The following is a 19,993-nucleotide window of genomic DNA, read 5'->3' on the forward strand; positions in this document are numbered from 1 at the left end:
GCCCCGTCTCGCCGTCCGGGACCCTGGCATTCAACCTCCCGGCATCCGGGCTCCTGGCACTCGTCACGCGCACGACAGGCGGCATGGGCACAACAGGGGGCGGCGGCACCGCTCGCCGCCTCCGGCCCTGACCAGGAGAGAGCCATGACCGGCGTACTGACCGTCGACCGCCCCGCGCAGCCCACGGCCCCCACCCGCTACACCGTTTCCCTCGCCCGGAACGAGGAGGATGTGCGTGCCGCGCAGCGGCTGCGGCACGACGTCTTCGCAGGGGAGCTGGGCGCCCTGCTGACCGGCCCGCAGCCGGGCCTCGACGCCGACTCGTTCGACGCGTACTGCGACCACCTGCTCGTCCGCGAGGAGACGACCGGCCAGGTCGTCGGCACCTACCGGCTGCTGCCGCCGGAGCGCGCGGCGGTCGCCGGGCGGCTGTACTCCGAGAGCGAGTTCGATCTGACCTCCCTCGGCGGGATCCGGCCGGACCTCGTCGAGGTCGGCCGCTCCTGTGTGCACCCCGACCACCGCGACGGCGCGGTCATCAGCCTCATCTGGGCCGGTATCGCCCGCTACATGGTCGACCGCGGCCACGAGTGGCTCGCCGGCTGCTGCTCCATCCCGCTCGCCGACGGCGGCGCTCTCGCCTCCGCCACCTGGGACCGGGTGAACGACAAGCACCTGTCGCCGCGCGAATTCCGCGTCCAGCCGCTGCTGCCGTGGATCCCTGGTCCCGCACCCGCCGCCCGCGTCGAACTGCCCGCCCTGCTGCGCGGCTACCTGCGCCTCGGCGCCTGGGTGTGCGGCGAACCGGCCCACGACCCGGACTTCGGCGTCGCCGACCTGTACGTGCTGCTGCCGATGAGCCGGGTCAACTCGCGCTACCTGCGGCACTTCCTCTCCCTCGTTCCGGCCTGATGAGCGCCTGGCTGCCCCTCGCGCCCTGTACGCCCCGGACCTGCGTCGAACCGGTGGCGAGGGCCGCGCCGTGGGCCGTGCTGCGGCTCGCCGCTGTCGTCCTGCTCGTCCTCGCCGGGATCGTGCTGACGCCGTTCGGAGCACGGGTACCGGCGTCCCTGGTCCGGCGGTGGTGCCGGTGGATCGTGCGGGCCGCAGGGGTCCGGGTCCGCATCACCGGCGCCGCCGCACCCTCCGGCGGACTGCTGCTGGTCGCCAACCACATCTCCTGGCTGGACATCCCGCTGCTCGCCGCCGTACGTCCCGCCCGGATGCTGGCCAAGACCGAGGTGCGGCGGTGGCCCGTCGCCGGGCCGCTGGCCGCGCGCGGCGGCGTCCTGTTCATCGACCGCGACCGGCTGCGGGCCCTGCCGGACACCGTCGCCCGGATCGCCGAGGTGCTGCGCGACGGCCGCGCCGTCGGAGTCTTCCCCGAGGGCAGCACCTGGTGCGGCCGCTCCCAGGGCGTCTTCCGCCGAGCGGTCTTCCAGGCCGCGCTGGACGCGGGGGCCGCCGTCCAGCCGGTGCGTCTGCGGTACCGGATCGCCGGCGGGCCCACCAGCACCGCGCCCGCCTTCGTCGGTGACGACACGCTGCCGGCCTCGGTCTGGCGGGTGGTGTCGGCACGCGGGCTGGTGGCCGACGTGGACGTCCAGGACGTCATACCCCCGGGCGCCCACCCCGACCGGCGCTCGCTCGCCCGGGCCGCCCAGCCGGCGCGGCCCGCCCAGCCGGCCTGGACCCACGCCGCACTGGTGACCCGGCCGTACGGCGGCACGAGAAATCCCGCGACTCTCCCGGCGCCCGCTGTTACCGTCGGATCCATGGAGGTCATCAAGCGCACCGACGCCGCAGCCGCGCGAGCGACCAGCTCACCGGCTGCCGACGCCTGACCTCGTCACCCCTTCCCGGCGGCCGGAAACGGACCGCCAGGACCCCCGTACTTCCGTACTCTCCGGTATCCCTCGCGCGGTTCGTTCCGGTCCCCCGACCTCAAGGAGACCGCCATGGACACGGATCGGACCGTACGGACGTTCAACGACTTCTTCCGCGAGCGCGGACACCGGCTGATCACCGGCAGCACACTGCTGCCCCCGCCCTCGGACCCGGTGCTGTTCACCACGGCCGGCATGCAGCCCCTCACGCCGTATCTGCTGGGCCGCCCGCATCCCCAGGGGCCGCGGCTGGTCAACCTCCAGCGCTGCCTGCGCACCACCGACCTGGACGAGATCGGCGACACCACGCACCTGACGGTGTTCCAGATGCTCGGCTCCTGGTCGCTGGGCGACTACGACCACGCCCAGTCCCTTCGCTGGGGATACGAGCTGCTGCACGACGGATTCGGCATCCCGCGCGAGCGGTTGCACGTCACGGTCTTCGGCGGATCGGAGCAGGCCGGTCCCGACACGGATTCGCTGCGCGTCTGGGAGGAGCTGGGGCTGCCGGTGGAGCGGGCCGGGGAGGAGAACTGGTGGTCCAACGGCCCGGCCGGCCCCTGCGGCCCCGACTCGGAGATCTTCGTCTGGACCGGCGAGGCCGGCACCCCGCCCCAGGGCAGCCCGGGCACCGACCCTCGCTGGACGGAACTCTGGAACCACGTCCACATGCGCTACGAGCGCCACACCGACGGCACTCTCGTCCCCCTGCGGCAGCCCGGCGTCGACACCGGTATGGGCCTTGAACGACTGGTCGCCGTCCTGCAAGGACACCGGTCGGTCTACGACACGGACCTCTTCGCACCGTGGATGCGGACCGTGCCCTCGCTGTGGGGCCTGGACGGACCGTCGACCCGCCTGGTCAGCGACCACCTGCGGGCCGGCGTCGTCGTGCTGGGCGACGGCGTACGGCCGTCGAACACCGGCCGCGGCTACGTCCTGCGCCGGCTGATCCGCCGTCTCCTGACCACACTCGGGCGCGGCGACTCCTCCCGCACACTCGCCGACCTGCCCCGGAGCTGATCGAGCACACCCTCGGCCACTTCCGCCAGTCCGTCGGCCCCGGCCTCGTCCGGGAGGTCCTCCTCGACGAGGAACAGCGGTTCGGCAAACTCCTCGAACGGGGAAGCCGTCTGCTGTCCCGGCCCGAGTACCGGGGACCGCTCAGCGAAGAGGACTACGACTACCTCCACGACACCCACGGCCTGCCCCGGGACCTCGTCGCCGGCCTGCTCGCCACCCGCTGACGGGCTACGACCGCTCCCGGCCGAGCGCCCGGCCCAGATACCGTGCCGTGGCGCTCGGCTCAGCCCGGGCCACCTCCGCGGGCGGCCCCGCCGCCACGATCCGGCCGCCCGCGTCGCCGCCGCCAGGCCCGAGGTCGATCACCCAGTCCGCGCGCGCGACGACGGACATGTCGTGCTCGACGACGATCACCGTGTGCCCGGCGTCGACGAGGCCGTGCAGCTGGCGCATGAGTACGTCCACGTCGGCCGGGTGGAGACCGGTGGTCGGCTCGTCGAGGAGGTAGAGCGTGTGGCCGCGCCGGCCGCGCTGCAGCTCGCTCGCCAGCTTGATGCGCTGCGCCTCGCCGCCGGACAGTTCGGTCGCGGGCTGGCCGAGGCGCAGATAGCCGAGGCCCACGTCCAGCAGGGTGCCCAGGCTGCGGGCCACGGCCGGGGTGTCCGCGAAGAACTCCGCCGCGCTCTCCACCGTCAGGTCCAGCACCTGCGCGATGTCCCGCCCCCGGTACGTCACTTCCAGCGTCAGCGGGTTGTACCTGGCCCCGCCGCAGTCCGGGCAGGGCGCGTACGTGCTCGGCAGGAACAGCAGCTCCACGCTGACGAAGCCCTCGCCCTGGCAGGTCTCACACCGTCCTCCCCCAGAGGGGGCACCCCCAGCCACGTTGAAGGAGAACCGGCCGACCCCGAAGCCCCGTTCGCGCGCCCCGTCGGTCGCCGCGAACACCTTGCGCACCACGTCGAAGAGACCGGTGTAGGTCGCGAGGTTCGAGCGCGGGGTGCGCCCGATGGGCCTCTGGTCGACCGAGACCAGCCGGTCCACCCCCGCGGTGCCCGCCGTGTCCTCGGTGATCTCGCCGATGAGCGTGGACTTGCCGGAGCCGGACACCCCGGTGACCGCCGTGAACACGCCGAGCGGGAAGTCGGCGGTCACACCGCGCAGGTTGTGCCGCGTGACCGGGCCGGTCTTCAGCCACCCGCTCGGTGCGCGGAGCTCCCGGGCCGGAGCGGGGGAGCGGTCGAACAGATAGCGTGCCGTGGCCGACTCCTCGACCGCTGCCAGCTCCCCCACCGGGCCGCTGTGCAGCACCCGCCCGCCGTGCTCGCCCGCCTCCGGGCCCACGTCCACCAGCCAGTCCGCGCCGCGTACGACATCGAGGTGGTGCTCCACCACGAACACCGAGTTCCCGGCCGACTTCAGCCGCTCCAGCACCGTGAGAAGTGCCTCGGTGTCCGCCGGGTGCAGCCCGGCCGACGGCTCGTCGAGGACGTAGACGACGCCGAACAGGCCGGAGCGCAGCTGGGTGGCGAGGCGCAGGCGCTGCAGTTCGCCGGCGGAGAGGGTGGGGTGGGCCGGTCGAGGCTGAGGTAGCCGAGGCCCAGCTCGACGACGGGCGCGATCCGGGACGAGAGGTCGGCGGTGAGGACCCGGGCGGTCTCCGATGTCGCGTCGAGACCGGCGGCCAGCTCCACGAGCGGCCGGGCGGCCAGTTCGGCGATGGTACGGCCGCCGAACGTCACGGCGAGTGCCTCGGGGCGCAGCCGGCTCCCGCCGCAGGCCGGGCAGTGCGCACTGGCCAGGAACCGTTCGGCCTTCGCTCGCAGGGTCGGGCTCTTGGAGTCCGAGAAGGTCTTCATCACGTACCGCCGGGCGCTCATGTACGTGCCCTGGTACGGCCGCTGGATGCGGTCGGCGTCCCGCACCGGGTGCACGGTGACGACCGGCTGCTCGTCCGTGAACAGGATCCACTCCCGGGCCGCGGCGGGCAGCTCCCGAAACGGCCGGTCCACGTCGTGGCCGAGCGCGTCGAGGATGTCCCGCAGGTTCTTGCCCTGCCAGGCGCCCGGCCAGGCGGCGACGGCACCCTCGCGGATCGACAGCGACGGGTCGGGGACCAGCAACTCCTCGCTCGTACGGTGCACTTGCCCGAGCCCGTGACACTCCGGGCAGGCCCCGGCCGCCGTGTTGGGCGAGAACGCGTCGGAGTCGAGGCGCTCGGCACCGGGCGGGTAGGTGCCGGCGCGGGAGAACAGCATGCGCAGGGAGTTGGAGAGGTTGGTGACGGTGCCGACGGAGGAGCGCGAGGTGGGAGCCGCGCGGCGCTGCTGGAGCGAGACGGCCGGGGGCAGACCGGTGATCTCCCCGACCTTCGGGGCGCCGACCTGGTGGATCAGCCGGCGCGCGTACGGCGCGACCGACTCGAAGTAGCGCCGCTGGGCCTCCGCGTAGATCGTGCCGAACGCCAGGGACGACTTGCCCGAGCCGGACACGCCGGTGAACACGGCCAGCACGTCCCGAGGGATGTCGACGTCGACGCCCTGGAGGTTGTGCTCGCGGGCGCCGCGGACGCGGACGAACGGGTCATGAGGGTCGCGGTCGTGCATGGGAAACGACTCTAACCGGAGGTGATCGCGGCCAGCCGCCGGTAGGAGTCCAGCAGGGCCTCGCGGTCGTACGTGCTGGTGGTGACCAGGACCTCCTGCGCCCCGGTCTCCTTCAGTACCGTCTCCAGTTCGTCGGCGACCTGCTCCTCGGTGCCGGCGATGTGGCCGGTGAGCCCGGACGTGTAGAAGCCGTGCTCCTTGGCCGTCATGGTGAGCGCCTCGACGCGCTCGGCGGGCGGCAGGGGAGGGAAGGTGCCGTGGGTACGGGAGTACGCCATCGCCCAGGCCTCCGGGACGAGCAGCCGCCGGGCCTCCTCGGGGGTGGCGGCCACAGCGATCGTCCCCGAGATGACGACGTACGGTTCCGGCGCCCAGACGGAGGGGCGGAAGTGGTCGCGGTAGTGGTCGATGCCGCGACGCATCTTTTCCCGGTTCCGCAGATCGCCGATGACCATGGGCAGGCCCGCGCGGGCGGCGATCCCGGCGCCCTCGCCCATGGCCAGGACGAACGGCGGCACGGTCAGCCCCTCGGCGGGGCGGGCATGGACCCCGGTGGGGGAGGTGCCCCGGAACCAGCCGAGCAGCTCCCGCAGCTGGGCCTCGAAGTCCTCGGCGTCGTCCTTGTCGCGGCCCAGGGCCCTGCGCACCCCGTCCGTGAAACCGACGGACCGGCCCAGGCCCATGTCGATCCGACCGGGGAACAGCGACTCGAGCACCCCGAACTGCTCGGCCACGACCAGCGGCCGGTGATTGGGCAGCATCACACCGCCGGTACCCACCCGGATCGTCCGGGTCGCCGCGGCGACGGCGGCGGCCAGCACGGTCGGCGCGGACCCGGCGACCCCGGGAACGCCGTGATGCTCCGACACCCATACCCGGTGATACCCGAGCCGCTCCAGCTCCCCGGCCAGCCGCACGGTGTCCCGCAGCGCCTCGGGGTGGGTGTGGCCCTCGCGGGTGCGGGAGCGGTCGAGGACGGACAGGCGTACTGGTTCCATACGAGGTTCTACGCCGCACGGGGCCGCCGGTATTCCGCCGCCGGGGCGCGGGGACCACCGCCGGAAAACCGGATGACCGTGTCCTGGCAGGTCAGGACAATGTCCTGGTATCCCGTAGTGAAAGGCGGCCGACCGTGACCGTCCCCCACGTCCTGCTCTCCGGCATCGTCGGATCGACCGCGTACGGACTCGCCCGCGAGGGCTCCGACGTCGACCGCCTCGGCATGTTCGCGGCGCCCACCGCAGAGCTGCACGGTCTGCACAGGCCCAAGGAGTCCCACGTCGGCACGGCGCCGGACAGCACGCTGCACGAGGCCGCCAAATGGTGCCGGCTCGCCCTGGGCGGCAATCCGACCGCGATGGAGCTGGCGTGGCTCCCGGACGAGCTGTACGAGGTGCGGACCCCGCTCGGCGACGAGCTCATCGGCATCCGTACGGCCTTCCTGTGCGCCCGGCGCGTCAGGGACGCCTACCTCGGCTACGCCACCCAGCAGTTCCGGCGGCTCGAGGCGCGCGGCGACGGCTCGTTCTCGGCGGACACCCGCAGGCGCACCGCGAAGCACGCCCGGCATCTCAAGAGGCTGTGCGGGCAGGGCCTGGAGCTGTACACCACCGGGCGGTTGGCGATCCGCGTCGAGAACCCGGAGGAGTACCACGCCTTCGGGGAGCGCGTCGCCGCCGACCCGTCCGTCGCGCTGCCCCTGCTCAGACACTACGAGGCTGCATTCGACGCCGGCCCCACGGTGCTGCCGGACCAGCCCGACGAGGCGCCGGTCGAGGCATGGCTGCGCCGGGTCCGCGCGCACTTCTACGCGGAGGCGGCGAGCTCAGCCGTCCGGGCGTAGCAGCCCGCGCTCGTAGGCCCTGACCAGGTTCTGCGGCACGAGGTGGCGGACGCCGTCGACCGTGACCGGGACCAGGGCCGGCGTGGTCGCCTTCCACTGGGCGCGGCGGTGGCGGGTGTTGCTGCGGGACATCTTCCGCTTCGGGACAGCCATGGGACTCCTCCTCGGTGGACGGGCACCGAGGACGCTACATGAAAATGGATCCCATTAACAATGTGCGTCCCCGAGTGCCCGGCCGCCGGTGTCCCTGGTGTGCGTCAGTCGTCGGCGCCCACCAGCATCCGCACCTCGAACTCCTCGTGCGTGGTGGTCTCCTCGGCCGGGCCCTTGTCCGTCACCGTGCCGAGCCAGCCCAGCAGGAAGCCCGCGGGGATGGAGACGATGCCCGGGTTCTGGAGAGGGAACCAGGCGAAGTCGACGTCGGGGTAGAAGGAGGCCGGGGCGGAGGAGACGACGGGGGAGAACACGGCGAGCAGGACGGAGGTGGCCAGGCCGCCGTAGAGGCTGAGCAGCGCCCCCTTCGCGGTGAAGCGCCGCCAGAAGAGGGTGTAGATGATCGTAGGAAGGATCGCGGACGCCGCGATGGCGAAGGCGAGGAAGGCGAGCGTCGCGGTGTTCGCCCCCCAGGCGACGAGGGCCAGCAGGATGCCGAGGATGCCGATGACCGCTCCCGACAGCCGGGCAACGGTCAGTTCCTCCGTCTCGCTGGCCTGGCCCTTGCGGATCACCTCGCTGTACAGGTCGTGCGCGAGGGACGAGGCCGCGGCCAGGGTCAGGCCCACCGCCACGGCGAGCAGGGTCAGATAGGCCAGACAGGTCAGCAGCGCGGTGAGCACGCTGCCGCCCAGTTCGTGGGCGAGCAGCAGGACGGAGGCGTTGCCGGTACGGTCCGTGTTCTCGATGGTGTCCCGGCCGAGGAGCGCGGTGGCGCCGAGGCCGAGGATGCCGGCCCCGAAACAGACCGCGCCGACCAGGCCGACGGCCCACAGGACGGAGGAGCGAAGCACGCTGCTCTTGCGCGGGGCGAGCAGCCGCATCAGCACGTGCGGGAGGGCGGCGAGGCCGAGGACGATGGCCAGTTCGAGGCTGAAGAAGTCCAGCTTGTTGCTGACGGTCCCGCCGTAGCGCAGCCCGGGTTCGAGGAATTGCAGGCCGGTGCCGCTGCGTTCGGCCGCCCTCTCGAGCAGCGCGTTGGGGTTCCAGTCGAAGTGGTACAGCACCCAGCCCGCGGTGAACAGCACGCCCACCACCAGCATCACGGCCTTGATGATCTGGATGACCGTGGCGCCGGGCATGCCGCCGAGGGAGGCGTACAGGATCACGAACGTTCCGATCACGGCCACGCACAGGGTGCGGGTGGTGGCGCTCGGTGCTCCGGTGAACTGTGTCAACAGCGCGACACTGCCGACCAGTTGCGCGACCAGGTAGAGCGTCGTGATGGCCAGGATGCAGACCGCGAGGGCGACCCGCACCGGCCGCTGCTGCCGGGGCAGGCGCAGTGCCACCGTGTCGCCCAGTGTGAACTTCCCCGTGCGGTGCAGAGGTTCGGCGATCAGCAGCAGCACCATCATCCAGGCGACGGTGGTGCCGCCGAGGTACATCAGTCCGTCGTACCCGGTCAGGGCGACCAGTCCGGTGCTGCCCAGCAAGGTGGCGGCGGACAGGTAGTCGCCGCACATCGCCAGGCCGTTGCGCAACGGCGACATGGTGCGGTTGCCGAGGTAGAACTCGCTGATCTCGTCGCGCTGAGGAGCCGTCAGCAGGGCCGTGAACAGGGTGATCACGACCACGGTCAGGAACAGGACGAAGGTCAGCTGCAGGCTGCTGTCGTCGATGGCGGCGGCGGTCGTCACCACGTGCGGAACCCCCTCGTGCCGTGCTGGAGGGGCTGCCCGGCGCCCTGGGGTGCCGCGGCCGAACGGGCGCGGCGGTTGTCGTTCTCGTGCTGCCGGGACCTGAGACCGCGGGCGAGCGGATCGACCCGGTCGCGCATGTGCCGGACATAGCACCAGGCGGTCACACCCATGATGACGAACTGCCCGAGCCCGAGGGCGAGTCCGATCGTGAGGTGGCCGAACAGCGGCTGATTCATCAGCGCGGGAACAAAACCCGACAGCAGCACATACAGCAGGAATCCGCCGGCGGACAGGATCGTCGCCCGGATGCCGAACCGGCGCTGCGCGCGACGCAGTGAGTGGAATTCGGGATGGTCGGATATACGAGACGGCGGTGTGTGTTCGATGTGCGGAAGCGGGAATGTGGGAGTGTCTTCCCGCCGTGGTGGGAATTCGGGCACAGGCGCACCTTCTTCGCTGCTTCGTGCCCCGCACTCGACCCTGTCGGGGAGGTGTCGCGTCCGGCTTTCGAGCAGGGTGGAAGGGGCGCCGGACACGGTGAGGGGGTGCGGGCTCTGTGGGGGGCTCGTGAAACCGGAAATCGCTGTCCGGAATCGCGGGGACGGCCACGGGGAGTATGTCAGTGCCGTGCTTGAGTCATCAACTGTGATGGTCGATTGACTTGTGGTCATGCCTCGTTCACATCCCCGGCCAAATAGTCCGGACCATTTGCCCGGTCAGGCTGTCTCAAATGAGCGGGATCAGAAACGGGCGCCGACGGCGGTGCCGTTCCGTGGGACGAGGAACGCCGGCGCCTTCGGCAGCGAGCCGTCCGCCGCCCGGGGGCCGGTGAGCGGACCCGGGTCGGTGCTCAGCACCGAGGAGGCGTTCCATGTGCCGCCGACGTTCCAGGAGTTGCCGCTGACGACCGTCTTCGTCCCGACGGCCGCCGCACGCTGGTCAGCGATGGACAGGTTGCCGGTGAGCCGGGCGGTCCCGCCCGAGACGTCGGCGTCGAAACCCGTACCGGCGTTGCCGTACGTGGAGTTGCGGCTCAGCGCGAGGGAGCCGGGGTTGCCGTTGTCGGTCAAGCCGTGTTTCGCGTTCTTGAAGGCCACGCTCTCGCGCACGGTGTGGGCCACCGCCGGAGCCGGGCTGCCGCCGCCGAGCTTGAAGCCGTTGCCGTCGCCCGCGAAGTCGGGGAAGTTCCAGCGGTTGAATCCGTTGCCGTACGCCACCGTGTTCTCGATCGTCACGGGGGAGGCGAACGCCCAGGCGTCGAAGCCGTCGTCGACGTTGTTCCAGAGCCGGGCGCCGCGCACCACGTTGCCCGTGCCGCTGCCCTCCTTGACGGCCAGGCCGTCGGCGCTCTCCCCGTTCTTGCGCGGGTCGCGGTTGCCGTAACTGTCCAGGTTCAGGATCTGGTTGCCGCTGGAGACGCCCTGGAGCTGGAAGCCGGACTCGTAGTTGTCGTGCGTGCTCAGGCGCGAGAAGACATTGCCGTCGCAGCCGTCGCAGTACACCCCGTACGGGCCGTTGACGATCTCCAGATCCGAGATGCGCCAGTACGACGCCTCCATGTGGACCGCTCCGCGCTCGGCGCGCGGGATGCTGCCGCCCACGGGCGTATGGCTCGCGGGCAGTCTCTCGCCGTCGACGACCACACGCTCGCCCGGGCGGGCGGCGAGGGTGATGGGCTGGGAAGCGGTCCCCGAGGTGGTGACGGTGATGTTGTCCGTGAGTGCGTACGTCCCGCCGCGCACGCTGATGCTGTCGCCGGGCTTCGCCAGATCCACCGCCCGCTGGATGGTCTTCAGCGGCCGGGCGAGCGTGCCGGGGGCGGAGTCGTCCCCGTTCGGCGCCACGACCAGGGTGGTTCCCGCGCCGGCCGCCGTCCCCGCCGGACCACCCAGCGCCATGGCCAGCGCCGCCCCTGTCACCGCCGCCGACCAGATCCTCGTGTTGCGCATACGGCCTCCCGCCTCTGCCTGCTGGATGTCGCAGAGCAGTGGCCGCCCGGCGGACGAAGGTTGCCGGGCGACGACGGGAAGCGCCGGGCGGACACGGCCTAAGGTGGGCTGTGTGAGTGACGATCGCAGCAAAGCCCCGCTGGCCGTGTTCGACCTGGACAACACCCTCGCCGACACCGCGCACCGGCAGCGGTTCCTGGAGCGCAGGCCGCGGGACTGGGACGGGTTCTTCGCGGCGGCGCCGCAGGACCCGCCGCTCTCCGAGGGCATCGCGATGGTCCGGGAGAACGCGCGGGAGTGCGAGATCGTCTATCTCACCGGCCGGCCCGAGCGCTGCCGGCGCGACACGCTCGACTGGCTGGCCGCGCAAGGCCTGCCCGAGGGGCGCGTCCACATGCGGCCGAACGCCGACCGCAGGCCCGCCCGGGTCACCAAGCTGGAGATCCTGCGACGGCTCGCCCGCACGCGTGAGATCCGCGCCCTCGTGGACGACGACGAACTGGTCTGCGAGGACGCCCGGCGCGCGGGCTTCACCGTCGTCCGGGCCGACTGGGCGGCCCGGTCCGCCGAGCTGAAGGAAGCGCAGGAGCGGGAAGGCCGGACCTGAGAGCAGGGGTGAACGGAGCGCTCACCCCCGCCGGGAACGGCCTACTCGCCCTCCTCCAGCCGGAAGCCCACCTTGAGCCCCACCTGCCAGTGCGCGATCTGCCCGTTCTCGAGCTGGCCGCGCACCTGGGTCACCTCGAACCAGTCCAGGTTGCGCAGCGTCTGCGAGGCCCGGCCGATGCCGTTGCGGATGGCCGCGTCGACGCCCTCGGGCGAGGTCCCGACGATCTCCGTGACCCGGTAGGTGTGGTCCGACATACCGCTGCTCCTCTTCTGCCGAATTTCAGTGACTTCCCGTGACGTTCCGGGACGGATGTGCCACGCGTCACTCCACCGTGCCCCACACGGCGGCGAAGCGCGAGACGTCGCCCGCCGGGTGTCAGCGCGCCATGCTCAGCGACAGCGCGAACCGGCCCGCACCGTCCGTCCACCAGTGCGCCAGGTCCAGCCCCGCCGCCGACAGTTCGGTACGCACACCCTCCTGCCGGAACTTCGCCGACACCTCGGTACGCAGTTCCTCGCCCGCCGCGAAGTCGACGGCGAGGCCGAGGGCCGGCACCTTGACCGTCTGGGCCGTACGGGACCGCAGCCGCATCTCGATCCACTCGTGCTCGGCGTCCCAGAGGGCCACGTGGTCGAATTCGGCGGGCTCGAAATCGCCGCCGAGCTCACGGTTGATCACGGTGAGCACGTTCTTGTCGAACGCGGCCGTCACCCCGGCCGCGTCGTCGTACGCCCGGACCAGCACCTCCTCGTCCTTGACCAGGTCCGTGCCCATCAGCAGGGCGTCGCCCGGGGCCAGCATGCCCCGCACGGACGCCAGGAACGCGGCGCGCTCGGCCGGCAGGAGATTGCCGATCGTGCCGCCGAGGAACGCCACCAGCCGGGGCCCCGGAGTGTCCGGCAGCGTCAGTTCCGCCGTGAAGTCGGCGATCAGCGCGTGCACGTCGAGCCCTGGCCGCTCGGCGGCGAGCGCCTGCCCGGCCTGGGTGAGGGCGCTCCCGCTGACATCGACGGGGACGTAGGTGTGCAGCTCCGTGAGGGCGTCGAGCAGATGCCGCGTCTTCTCGGAGGAACCGGAGCCGAGCTCGACCAGGGTGCGGGCCCGGGTCGCCGCGGCGATGTCGCCGGAGCGCGCGAGCAGGATCTCCCGTTCGGCGCGCGTCGGGTAGTACTCGGGCAGTTCGGTGATCTTCTCGAACAGGTCGCTGCCGTGCGCGTCGTAGAACCACTTCGGCGGCAGCGTCTTGGGGGTGCCGGTCAGGCCCCGGTGGACGTCGGCGCGCAGCGCGGCGTCCGTGGCGTCCTCGGGCAGGGTGCGGGTGAGGCGGAACGGGCTCACGTACGGGGCTCCTTCGGTGATGCGGGGACGAGGGGGCCGGCCGGCTCCTTCAGCGGTGTGAGCAGCACGTCCGTGGGGCTCGCCGCGAGGAGGGTGCGGTCGGGGACCTCCTGCCAGTGCGGATCGTCGTCGTAGGGCTCGGAGGCCACGACCGTGCCGCCGCCCGGCCGGGTGAGGTACCAGAGGGTGTCGCCCCAGGCCGTCGCGGTGATGGTGTCGCCGTTGTGGAGCAGGAGGTTGAGCCGGGACCCCGGGGCCGCGGCGGCGACCTCCAGGACCGTGTCGGCCAGCGCCTGGCCCTCCTCGTCGCCGCCGCGCAGCCGGGCGAGCACCAGCGCCCACGCGAGCGCCGAGTCGTTGCGGGCCTCCAGCGACAGCAGGTCCTCCGGTGGCAGGCTCCGGGACACCGGCGCGAGCGAACCCGGCCAGCCCTTGACCGCGCCGTTGTGGCTGAACAGCCAGGTCCCCGCGGCGAACGGCGCCGCCGCGGCCTCCGCGTCCGCGCCCGACAGGGTCGCGTCCCGCACCGCCGCGAGCAGCGCGTTCGTCCGGACGACCCGGGCGAGATCGGCGAAGGACAGATCCGCCCAGATCGGCCCGGCCCGGCGGTAGCGAGCCGGCACCGGATCACCCTCGGCGTACCAGCCGACGCCGAAACCATCGGCGTTGACCGTCCCGTACCGCTGCCGCCGGGGTGCCCACGACTGCCGGTACAGGCCGTGCGGGGGACCCACCAGGAGCCGCCCGAGCGGCTCGTCCGGGCCCACGTACGCCACGTGACGGCACATCAGACATCCTCCGAGCGGGCCGTGCGGAACCCGGAGAAGATCTGCCGCCGGATCGGATGGTCCCAGTTGCGGAACGTGCCCCGGCAGGCCACCGCGTCCACCGCGAACGCACCGCCGCGCAGCACCTTGTAGTCGGACCCGAAGAAGACCTCCGAGTACTCCTTGTACGGGAACGCCTTGAACCCCGGGTACGGCAGGAAGTCGCTCGACGTCCACTCCCACACGTCGCCGATCAACTGCCGTACGCCGAGCGGGGACTCGCCGGCCGGGTAGCTCCCGGCGGGCGCCGGACGCAGATGCCGCTGGCCGAGGTTGGCGTGCTCGGGGCCCGGATCGGCGTCGCCCCACGGGTAGCGCATGGAACGGTCGCCGGCCGGGTCGTACCGGGCCGCCTTCTCCCACTCGGCCTCGGTGGGCAGCCGGCGCCCGGCCCAGCGGGCGTAGGCGTCGGCCTCGTACCAGCACACGTGCAGCACCGGCTCGTCGGGCGGTACGACCTCGGTGAGGCCGAAGCGCCGGCGCAGCCACTGCCTGCCGTCCCGCCGCCAGTACAGCGGGTGCGTGATGGAGTTCCGGCGGATGTGGGCCCAGCCGTCCGCCGTCCACCAGCGCGAGTCGTCGTAGCCGCCGTCCTCGATGAAGGCCTGGTACGCGCCGTTCGTCACCGGTGTGGTGTCGATGTGGAACGGCGCGACCTCGCGCCGGTGCGCCGGGCGTTCGTTGTCGAGGGCCCACGGCTCGCCGGAGCTGCCCATCGTGAACGGGCCGCCCGGGACCAGGACTTCGGACGGGCCGGTGAACAGCGGCGCCGGCTCCGGGTCGGGCGCGGTCAGGGCCTGCGGACCCCTGCGCAGCTGATGTGTGATCAGCATGGTCTCGTCGTGCTGCTGTTCGTGCTGCGCGATCATCCCGAAGGCGAACCCGGCCTCCGTCAGCCGCGTCCCGTGGAACGCGGCCCGCTCCAGCACGTCCAGCGCCCGCCCCCGGACGTCGGCCGCGTAGGTGCGCGCCTCCCCGGGCGACAGCAGCGGCAGCTTCGGCCGCTCGGCCCTCGGGTGCTCGAAGGCGTCGTAGAGACTGTCGATCTCGGGCCGTATCGCCTCCTGCCCGGCGACGGCCCGCAGCAGCCACTGCTCCTCCTGGTTGCCGATGTGCGCCAGGTCCCACACCAGCGGAGACATCAGCGGCGAGTGCTGCGCGGTCAGGTCCGGCTCCTCGACACAGCTCGTCAGCAGCGTGGTGCGCTCGCGGGCGACCACCAGCGAGGCGACCGCGCGCTCGCGGAGCATCTCGGGGTCGACGGTGTCGATGTCGACGGCGGGATCGGTGTCGGTCATGGTCGGATGTCCTTCCCGTGCGCACGGCCGTCCGTGGCGCGCTGTCGGTCGAGCAGGTCGTCGGCGGGGCAGCGGCCCCGGACGACATAGCGGTCCAGATGGGCCGAGACGGCTTCCAGGACCTCGGGCTCGGCGCCGAGCCGGGGCAGGGCGTCCAGCGCGGTCGTGAAGCACGTGACGGCCACCTCGCGCAGTTCGGCGTCGGCCAGCCCGCTGCGGGCCGCGTCGAGCCACAGCGGATTGTGCGGCGCGGGCAGCCCCAGCGTCCGCTCGGCCAGCGGCTTCACGGCCCGGTAGGCGGTCTCGGCGGCCTCCGGGTCGTCGAACAGCGCCGCCGTCACGGCCAGCGGCACGATCCAGCCGTCGTCCCCGGGCTGCGCGTCGATCATGCGCAGTTCCAGGTGGCCGCGGGGCCTGACCGGCGGAAACAGCGTCGTCACGTGGTAGTCGAGGTCCTCCCTCGTGGGTGGTCTCGGCATCCCTGTCCGGATCCACTCCCGGAAGGTGAGCCCTTCCGGGACGTCCCAGGGCGCGCTCTCCCGCCGTACGCACATCACGGGGGAGTCCAGCACGTGCCGGGCCCAGGCGCCGCGCGGGTCGCTGTCCAGGGGCGGTCCGCCCGCCCGGCCGGTGCCGATCCGCGTCCACAGCAACTGCCGGGAGGACATCCAGCCGGTCGGCCGGTGACCGGCGAGCGGGGAGCTGGCGAAAGCGGCCACCAGGACCGGGCCCAGATGATGGGCCAGCCACCAGCGCCGCACCAGGCCGAGGGGCCCGGGCTCCTCGTGGCCGGCGTCGAGGCACACCTGCACGGAGGCGGAGGTGCACATCATGGCGCGGCCGGAGGGGCCCGTACGGTCCAGGCAGGCCTCCATGGCGTCGTAGCGCGGTTCGCGCAGGAACCGGCGGGGTTCGTGCCAGGGATCCTGGCCGAGGCCGACGAGCGCGAGGCCGTCCTCGCGAAGAACCGTGCGGACGGCGTCGAGGTCGGCGGAGACGGTACCGATGCACTCCGTCAGCGAGGAGGCGGGGGCGAGCTCAGCTCAAGCTGGCCGCCGGGCTCCACGGTGAGCGCCGACCTCAGAGGCAGGTTCCGTACCGCGGCGTAGGCCGCTTCGAGCCGTTCGGGTGTGACGGGGAGCTGCGGTGCGCGCAGCTCGTGGACGAGCCATTCCACCTCGACCCCGAGGCGGCGTGGCGGGCCGGTTTTGAAGCAGATGCCGCGGACCAGGGCCTCGACGTCTGCAGCGGACAGGGCGGTGTGTGGCTCGGTACAGCCACTCGCCGAATCGGACATGTCGGGATCCTCCTGAGATTCCACCATGCCATCGGTCCGGGCTCTTTGGCGCCCGAGCCGGGATCACCCGTCCACCCAAAACCCTCACGACGCTCGGCACAAGGGGGCGAAGCGGGGCGTTCCGGGCCTGTTTTCCGGGCCGACCGGGCGTTTCCCGGTGCTTTCCCCGGCGTTTCCCGACGGCGAAAACTCCGTTGCGCCGCGGATCCGCTATCACCCACGATGCCTGCGTGAGCACGACAAAGAAGACCGCGGGGCACGCGGTCACGGCGCACACGGGGGTGGCGCCGTGAGCGCGCGCCTGCGCGGTATCGCGCGGCAGACGGAGGAGATCGTGGCGGCGGGGGCCTACCGGGCGCCGAACGGCCGCGAGGTGTCCATCGCCGGGGAACTGCGGGCGGCGCGCGAGGGCACGCGCCTGTACGGACCGGAACCGGTACCGGTGCCCGCCGTTCGGGTGACGCAGGCGCAGGCGCAGGCGCAGGCGCAGGTACAGACGCGGATCGAGGTCACGGGCGAGAGCAGCCTGGAGGCCGCCCGCAGGCTCGGCGGGGACGTGGCCGTGCTGAACTTCGCCTCGGCCCGCAATCCCGGCGGCGGCTACCTGAACGGCGCCCAGGCCCAGGAGGAGGCCCTGTGCCGGGCCTCCGCGCTGTACACCTGCCTGCTTGAGGCCCGCGCGTACTACGACCACCACCGCGCCCACCGCGACCCCTTCTACACGGACCGTGTCATCCACTCACCCGCCGTGCCCGTCTTCCGTGACGACCGGGGCGGGCTGCTGGACGAGCCGTACACCGCCGGCTTCCTGACCTCGCCCGCGCCCAACGCGGGCGTGGTGCTGCGCACGGCACCCGAACGGGCCCCCGAGCTGCCCAAGGCCCTGGCGGTCCGGGCCGAACGGGTCCTGGAGACGGCCGCCGCCCACGGCTATCGCAGGCTCGTACTGGGCGCCTGGGGATGCGGGGTGTTCCGCAACGACCCGGCCCAGGTGGCGGGGGCGTTCCGGGCGCTGCTGGAGCCCGGCGGCCGGTTCGCGGAGACCTTCGAGCACGTGGCGTTCGGCATCCTGGACCGGACGCCGGACCGTGCGGTGCTGGGCGCCTTCGAGAAGACCTTTCAGGTCCAGCCGTAGCGTTCCTGCAGCCGGCGCCTGACCAGGTTGAACCGCATACGGTCCAGCGCGCATGCCTCCCGGCGCATGCCGTCCTCGTGCAGGCGCAGGACCCGGTCCACGTCGACCCACGACTCCCGGCCGGAGCGGTCCCACGGCCCGCTGCCGATCGGCACCCACTCCCGGTCTCCGTCATGCCGCTTGCTGGACAACTGCACGGCGAGGAAAGTCCCCGAAGACTCGCGGGCGACCACGAGTACCGGGCGGTCCTTGCCGCGCCCGTCGTTCTCCTCGAAGGGAACCCAGGTCCAGACGATCTCGCCGGGGTCGGGGTCGCCGTCATAGGCGGGTGAGTACTCGGTCCGGACCCGGCCCACCTTGCCCGGGTCGGCCTGGACAGTGGCGGAGGGACCCTGGCGGCCCGGGACGTTCTCATCGGTAAACGCGGTCACGGGGGCACCCTAAGGGCTGCCCCCGTGTCACCGCCCGACGGGTCACTGGCCGTCCATCGGAACCTTCTGCGCGGGCGCCGTGCCGTTGAGGGGCGAAGCTCCGTTGGGGCTCTGCCCGTTCTGGTTCATCCCGTTCTGGTTCATCGACGCGAGCAGCTGACGGGCCAGGCCCAGTCCTGTACCGCCCATGGTGAGCGCCTTGGCGAACATGTCCGCCATGCCGTCGGCGCCGTTGAGGACCACCATGTTGTCGACGTTGCCGAAGGCGGACGCGCCGGCCTTGACGATCTCCGGCCAGTGCTCGGCGAGTTGCTGGGCGACGACGGCCTCCTGGTTCTCGGCGAGGGCGGCGGCGCGGGCCTTGATGGCGTCGGCCTCCGCGAGACCCTTCGCCTTGGCGGCCTCGGCCGCGGCCAGTCCCCTGGCCTGCGCGGCCGCCGCCTCGGCCGCACCGGTGGCCCGGGTGGCCTGCGCGGCCGCCTCGCCCCGCGCCTTGGTCGCCTCGGCCTCGGCGCCCGCGGCCGTCTTGACCCGGGTCGCCTCGGCTGCGGCAGCCAGTTCCGTCTCCTTCGCCTGGGCCTGCGCCCCCGAGATCCGCGCGTCGCGCTCCGCCTCGGCCAGGGTGCGCTTCTCGTAGGCCGCCGCGTCGGCGGGCTTGCGGACATCGGCCTGGAGCTGCTGCTCGCGGCGGTGCGCCTCCAGCTCCGCCACCCGCGTCTCCTGGACGACGACCTCCTGCCTGGCCCCGGCCTCGGCGAGCGGCCCGGCCTGCTGGGCCTCGGCGGCGGCCTTGTCGCGCTCGGCCTGATAGCCGGCCTGGAGGATCTCGCTGTCCCGGGTGGCTTCCGCCATTCGGGCGAACGACTGCTGCTCGGCCTCGGTGGCCAGCCGGTTCGCCTCCGCCTGCGCGATCCGGGCGTCCCGCTGCACGGCCGCCGCGTGCGGCATGGCCAGATTCCGGATGTACCCGGTCGGATCCTCGATCTCGTGGATCTGCAGCGAGTCCACGATCAGACCCAGCTTCTCCATCTCGGTGCCGCACGCGACCCGCGTCTGACCGGTGAGCTTCTCCCGGTCCCTGATCATGTCCTCGACCGTCAACCCGCCCACGATGGACCGCAGATGACCCGCGAAGACGTTGTGCACCCGCTCCGACATCAGTTTCTGCTGGTCGAGGAAGCGGCGGGCCGCGTTGGCGATCGACACGAAGTCGTCGCCCACCTTGAAGATGACCACGCCCCGCACCTTGAGCGGAATGCCCTGGTGGGTCACGCAGTCCACCTGGAGTTCGGTCTCGTTCAGGTCGAGCGAGAGCTTGCGCACCGCCTGCACACCGGGCATCACGAGCGTGCCGCGCCCGGTGACGATGCGGAACCCCATGCCCTCCTCGATGCCGTCCGTGCGGTGCTTGGAACCTGAGATGATCAGTGCCTCGTTGGGTTCGGCGACCCGCCACATGAGCTTGAACAGACCGATCAGAACGGCAACGGCGGCAACCGCCGCCCCTGCCACGACGCCGACGACCATCGGCATTCGCCCCCTTGGGATGGTGCCCTCTCGGCACCGGACGAAGGGGAGTGTGCTCCTGCACGGGGCCCGGGTACAGACGCCCGCGCATCCTTGTCCAAACCTTGACGCGTACGGCTCTCACCTGCGTCGCGGCGGGCTCAACTGTCGTACGCCGCCGCGACGTAGACGGTCCTCGGGGGCAGGTACTCGACCACCGTCACGACCGTGCCCGGCTCGATGCGGTCCGCCGGAGAGACGGGATGAGCCAGGAAGTGCTCGGCGCCGCCACGCACCCGGACGATCACCTCACCGACCAGCCCGGGCCCGATCGTTCCGGTGACCCGCCCCATGAGCCCGACCATCGACGCGTCCGCCATGACAGACAGCG

At 72.2% G+C, this 19,993-nt stretch carries 17 protein-coding genes and 3 pseudogenes; 6 read left to right on the top strand and 14 right to left on the bottom strand.

Annotation, left to right across the window (positions count from 1 at the left end; genetic code table 11):
• The first annotated feature begins 144 nt into the window (after positions 1–144).
• From ACQEV8_RS38580 to ACQEV8_RS38590, 3 genes and pseudogenes are all read left to right on the top strand, one after another.
• Positions 145–912, top strand: a complete 768-nt coding sequence (locus ACQEV8_RS38580) for a GNAT family N-acetyltransferase (RefSeq protein WP_432970333.1) — start codon at positions 145–147, stop codon at positions 910–912.
• Complete coding sequence (locus tag ACQEV8_RS38585) at positions 912–1,844, top strand: lysophospholipid acyltransferase family protein (RefSeq protein ID WP_432970336.1); 933 nt, start codon at positions 912–914, stop codon at positions 1,842–1,844. Before ACQEV8_RS38580 ends, ACQEV8_RS38585 begins: the two co-directional genes overlap by 1 nt.
• A gap of 114 nt (positions 1,845–1,958) precedes the next feature.
• Positions 1,959–3,133, top strand: a pseudogene (locus ACQEV8_RS38590) (alanine--tRNA ligase-related protein).
• Between the two features lie 4 nt (positions 3,134–3,137).
• Here ACQEV8_RS38590 and ACQEV8_RS38595 read toward each other — a convergent pair.
• Positions 3,138–5,512, bottom strand: a pseudogene (locus tag ACQEV8_RS38595) (ABC transporter).
• Positions 5,513–5,523: 11 nt separating this feature from the next.
• On the bottom strand, positions 5,524–6,510 hold the full coding sequence (locus tag ACQEV8_RS38600) for an LLM class flavin-dependent oxidoreductase (RefSeq protein ID WP_432970339.1): 987 nt from the start codon (positions 6,508–6,510) through the stop codon (positions 5,524–5,526).
• A gap of 134 nt (positions 6,511–6,644) precedes the next feature.
• Here ACQEV8_RS38600 and ACQEV8_RS38605 point away from each other — a divergent pair, with 134 nt between their 5' ends.
• Positions 6,645–7,355 carry a nucleotidyltransferase domain-containing protein gene (locus ACQEV8_RS38605; RefSeq protein WP_432970342.1) on the top strand — a complete coding sequence of 237 codons (711 nt, stop codon included), beginning with the start codon at positions 6,645–6,647 and terminating at the stop codon, positions 7,353–7,355.
• Here the strand turns inward: ACQEV8_RS38605 and rpmF are convergent.
• From rpmF to ACQEV8_RS38625, 4 genes are all read right to left on the bottom strand, one after another.
• The gene (gene rpmF / locus ACQEV8_RS38610; protein WP_381456582.1) at positions 7,338–7,508 is read right to left on the bottom strand and encodes a 50S ribosomal protein L32; all 171 of its coding nucleotides are present in this window, start codon (positions 7,506–7,508) and stop codon (positions 7,338–7,340) included. The genes ACQEV8_RS38605 and rpmF overlap by 18 nt on opposite strands.
• A gap of 104 nt (positions 7,509–7,612) precedes the next feature.
• A complete protein-coding gene (locus ACQEV8_RS38615; RefSeq protein ID WP_432973312.1) occupies positions 7,613–9,208 on the bottom strand; it encodes a cation acetate symporter in 1,596 nt (531 codons plus the stop codon).
• Positions 9,205–9,651 carry a DUF485 domain-containing protein gene (locus ACQEV8_RS38620; protein ID WP_432970346.1) on the bottom strand — a complete coding sequence of 149 codons (447 nt, stop codon included), beginning with the start codon at positions 9,649–9,651 and terminating at the stop codon, positions 9,205–9,207. Before ACQEV8_RS38620 ends, ACQEV8_RS38615 begins: the two co-directional genes overlap by 4 nt.
• A gap of 300 nt (positions 9,652–9,951) precedes the next feature.
• Positions 9,952–11,160 carry a right-handed parallel beta-helix repeat-containing protein gene (locus ACQEV8_RS38625; protein ID WP_432970349.1) on the bottom strand — a complete coding sequence of 403 codons (1,209 nt, stop codon included), beginning with the start codon at positions 11,158–11,160 and terminating at the stop codon, positions 9,952–9,954.
• Between the two features lie 112 nt (positions 11,161–11,272).
• Between ACQEV8_RS38625 and ACQEV8_RS38630 the strand changes: the two genes are divergently transcribed.
• A complete protein-coding gene (locus ACQEV8_RS38630) occupies positions 11,273–11,767 on the top strand; it encodes an LNS2 domain-containing protein (protein ID WP_432970352.1) in 495 nt (164 codons plus the stop codon).
• Positions 11,768–11,808: 41 nt separating this feature from the next.
• Here ACQEV8_RS38630 and ACQEV8_RS38635 read toward each other — a convergent pair whose 3' ends face one another.
• From ACQEV8_RS38635 to egtA, 5 genes and pseudogenes are all read right to left on the bottom strand, one after another.
• The gene (locus tag ACQEV8_RS38635; RefSeq protein ID WP_432970355.1) at positions 11,809–12,024 is read right to left on the bottom strand and encodes a dodecin; all 216 of its coding nucleotides are present in this window, start codon (positions 12,022–12,024) and stop codon (positions 11,809–11,811) included.
• A gap of 121 nt (positions 12,025–12,145) precedes the next feature.
• Positions 12,146–13,108, bottom strand: coding sequence for an L-histidine N(alpha)-methyltransferase (gene egtD, locus ACQEV8_RS38640; RefSeq protein ID WP_432970358.1), 963 nt, complete (start codon positions 13,106–13,108; stop codon positions 12,146–12,148).
• Entirely contained in the window at positions 13,105–13,896 is a 792-nt protein-coding gene (egtC, locus tag ACQEV8_RS38645; protein WP_432970361.1) for an ergothioneine biosynthesis protein EgtC, read from the bottom strand. Before egtC ends, egtD begins: the two co-directional genes overlap by 4 nt.
• Positions 13,896–15,233: an ergothioneine biosynthesis protein EgtB gene (gene egtB, locus ACQEV8_RS38650; protein ID WP_432970364.1), complete on the bottom strand. Its 1,338-nt coding sequence runs from the start codon at positions 15,231–15,233 to the stop codon at positions 13,896–13,898. The genes egtC and egtB overlap by 1 nt, the downstream gene beginning before the upstream one ends.
• Positions 15,230–16,530: pseudogene (gene egtA / locus ACQEV8_RS38655) on the bottom strand (ergothioneine biosynthesis glutamate--cysteine ligase EgtA). Before egtA ends, egtB begins: the two are co-directional and overlap by 4 nt.
• A gap of 289 nt (positions 16,531–16,819) precedes the next feature.
• Here egtA and ACQEV8_RS38660 point away from each other — a divergent pair.
• Positions 16,820–17,665: a TIGR02452 family protein gene (locus ACQEV8_RS38660; protein WP_432970367.1), complete on the top strand. Its 846-nt coding sequence runs from the start codon at positions 16,820–16,822 to the stop codon at positions 17,663–17,665.
• Here the strand turns inward: ACQEV8_RS38660 and ACQEV8_RS38665 are convergent.
• From ACQEV8_RS38665 to ACQEV8_RS38675, 3 genes are all read right to left on the bottom strand, one after another.
• Entirely contained in the window at positions 17,650–18,096 is a 447-nt protein-coding gene (locus ACQEV8_RS38665; protein ID WP_432970370.1) for a type II toxin-antitoxin system PemK/MazF family toxin, read from the bottom strand. The genes ACQEV8_RS38660 and ACQEV8_RS38665 overlap by 16 nt on opposite strands.
• Positions 18,097–18,138: 42 nt before the next feature.
• Positions 18,139–19,629 carry an SPFH domain-containing protein gene (locus tag ACQEV8_RS38670; RefSeq protein WP_432970373.1) on the bottom strand — a complete coding sequence of 497 codons (1,491 nt, stop codon included), beginning with the start codon at positions 19,627–19,629 and terminating at the stop codon, positions 18,139–18,141.
• Between the two features lie 134 nt (positions 19,630–19,763).
• Entirely contained in the window at positions 19,764–19,982 is a 219-nt protein-coding gene (locus ACQEV8_RS38675; protein WP_215117047.1) for a hypothetical protein, read from the bottom strand.
• Positions 19,983–19,993: the final 11 nt, after the last annotated feature.

The organism is Streptomyces sp. CA-179760 (assembly GCF_050937045.1).
Lineage (GTDB): Bacteria > Actinomycetota > Actinomycetes > Streptomycetales > Streptomycetaceae > Streptomyces.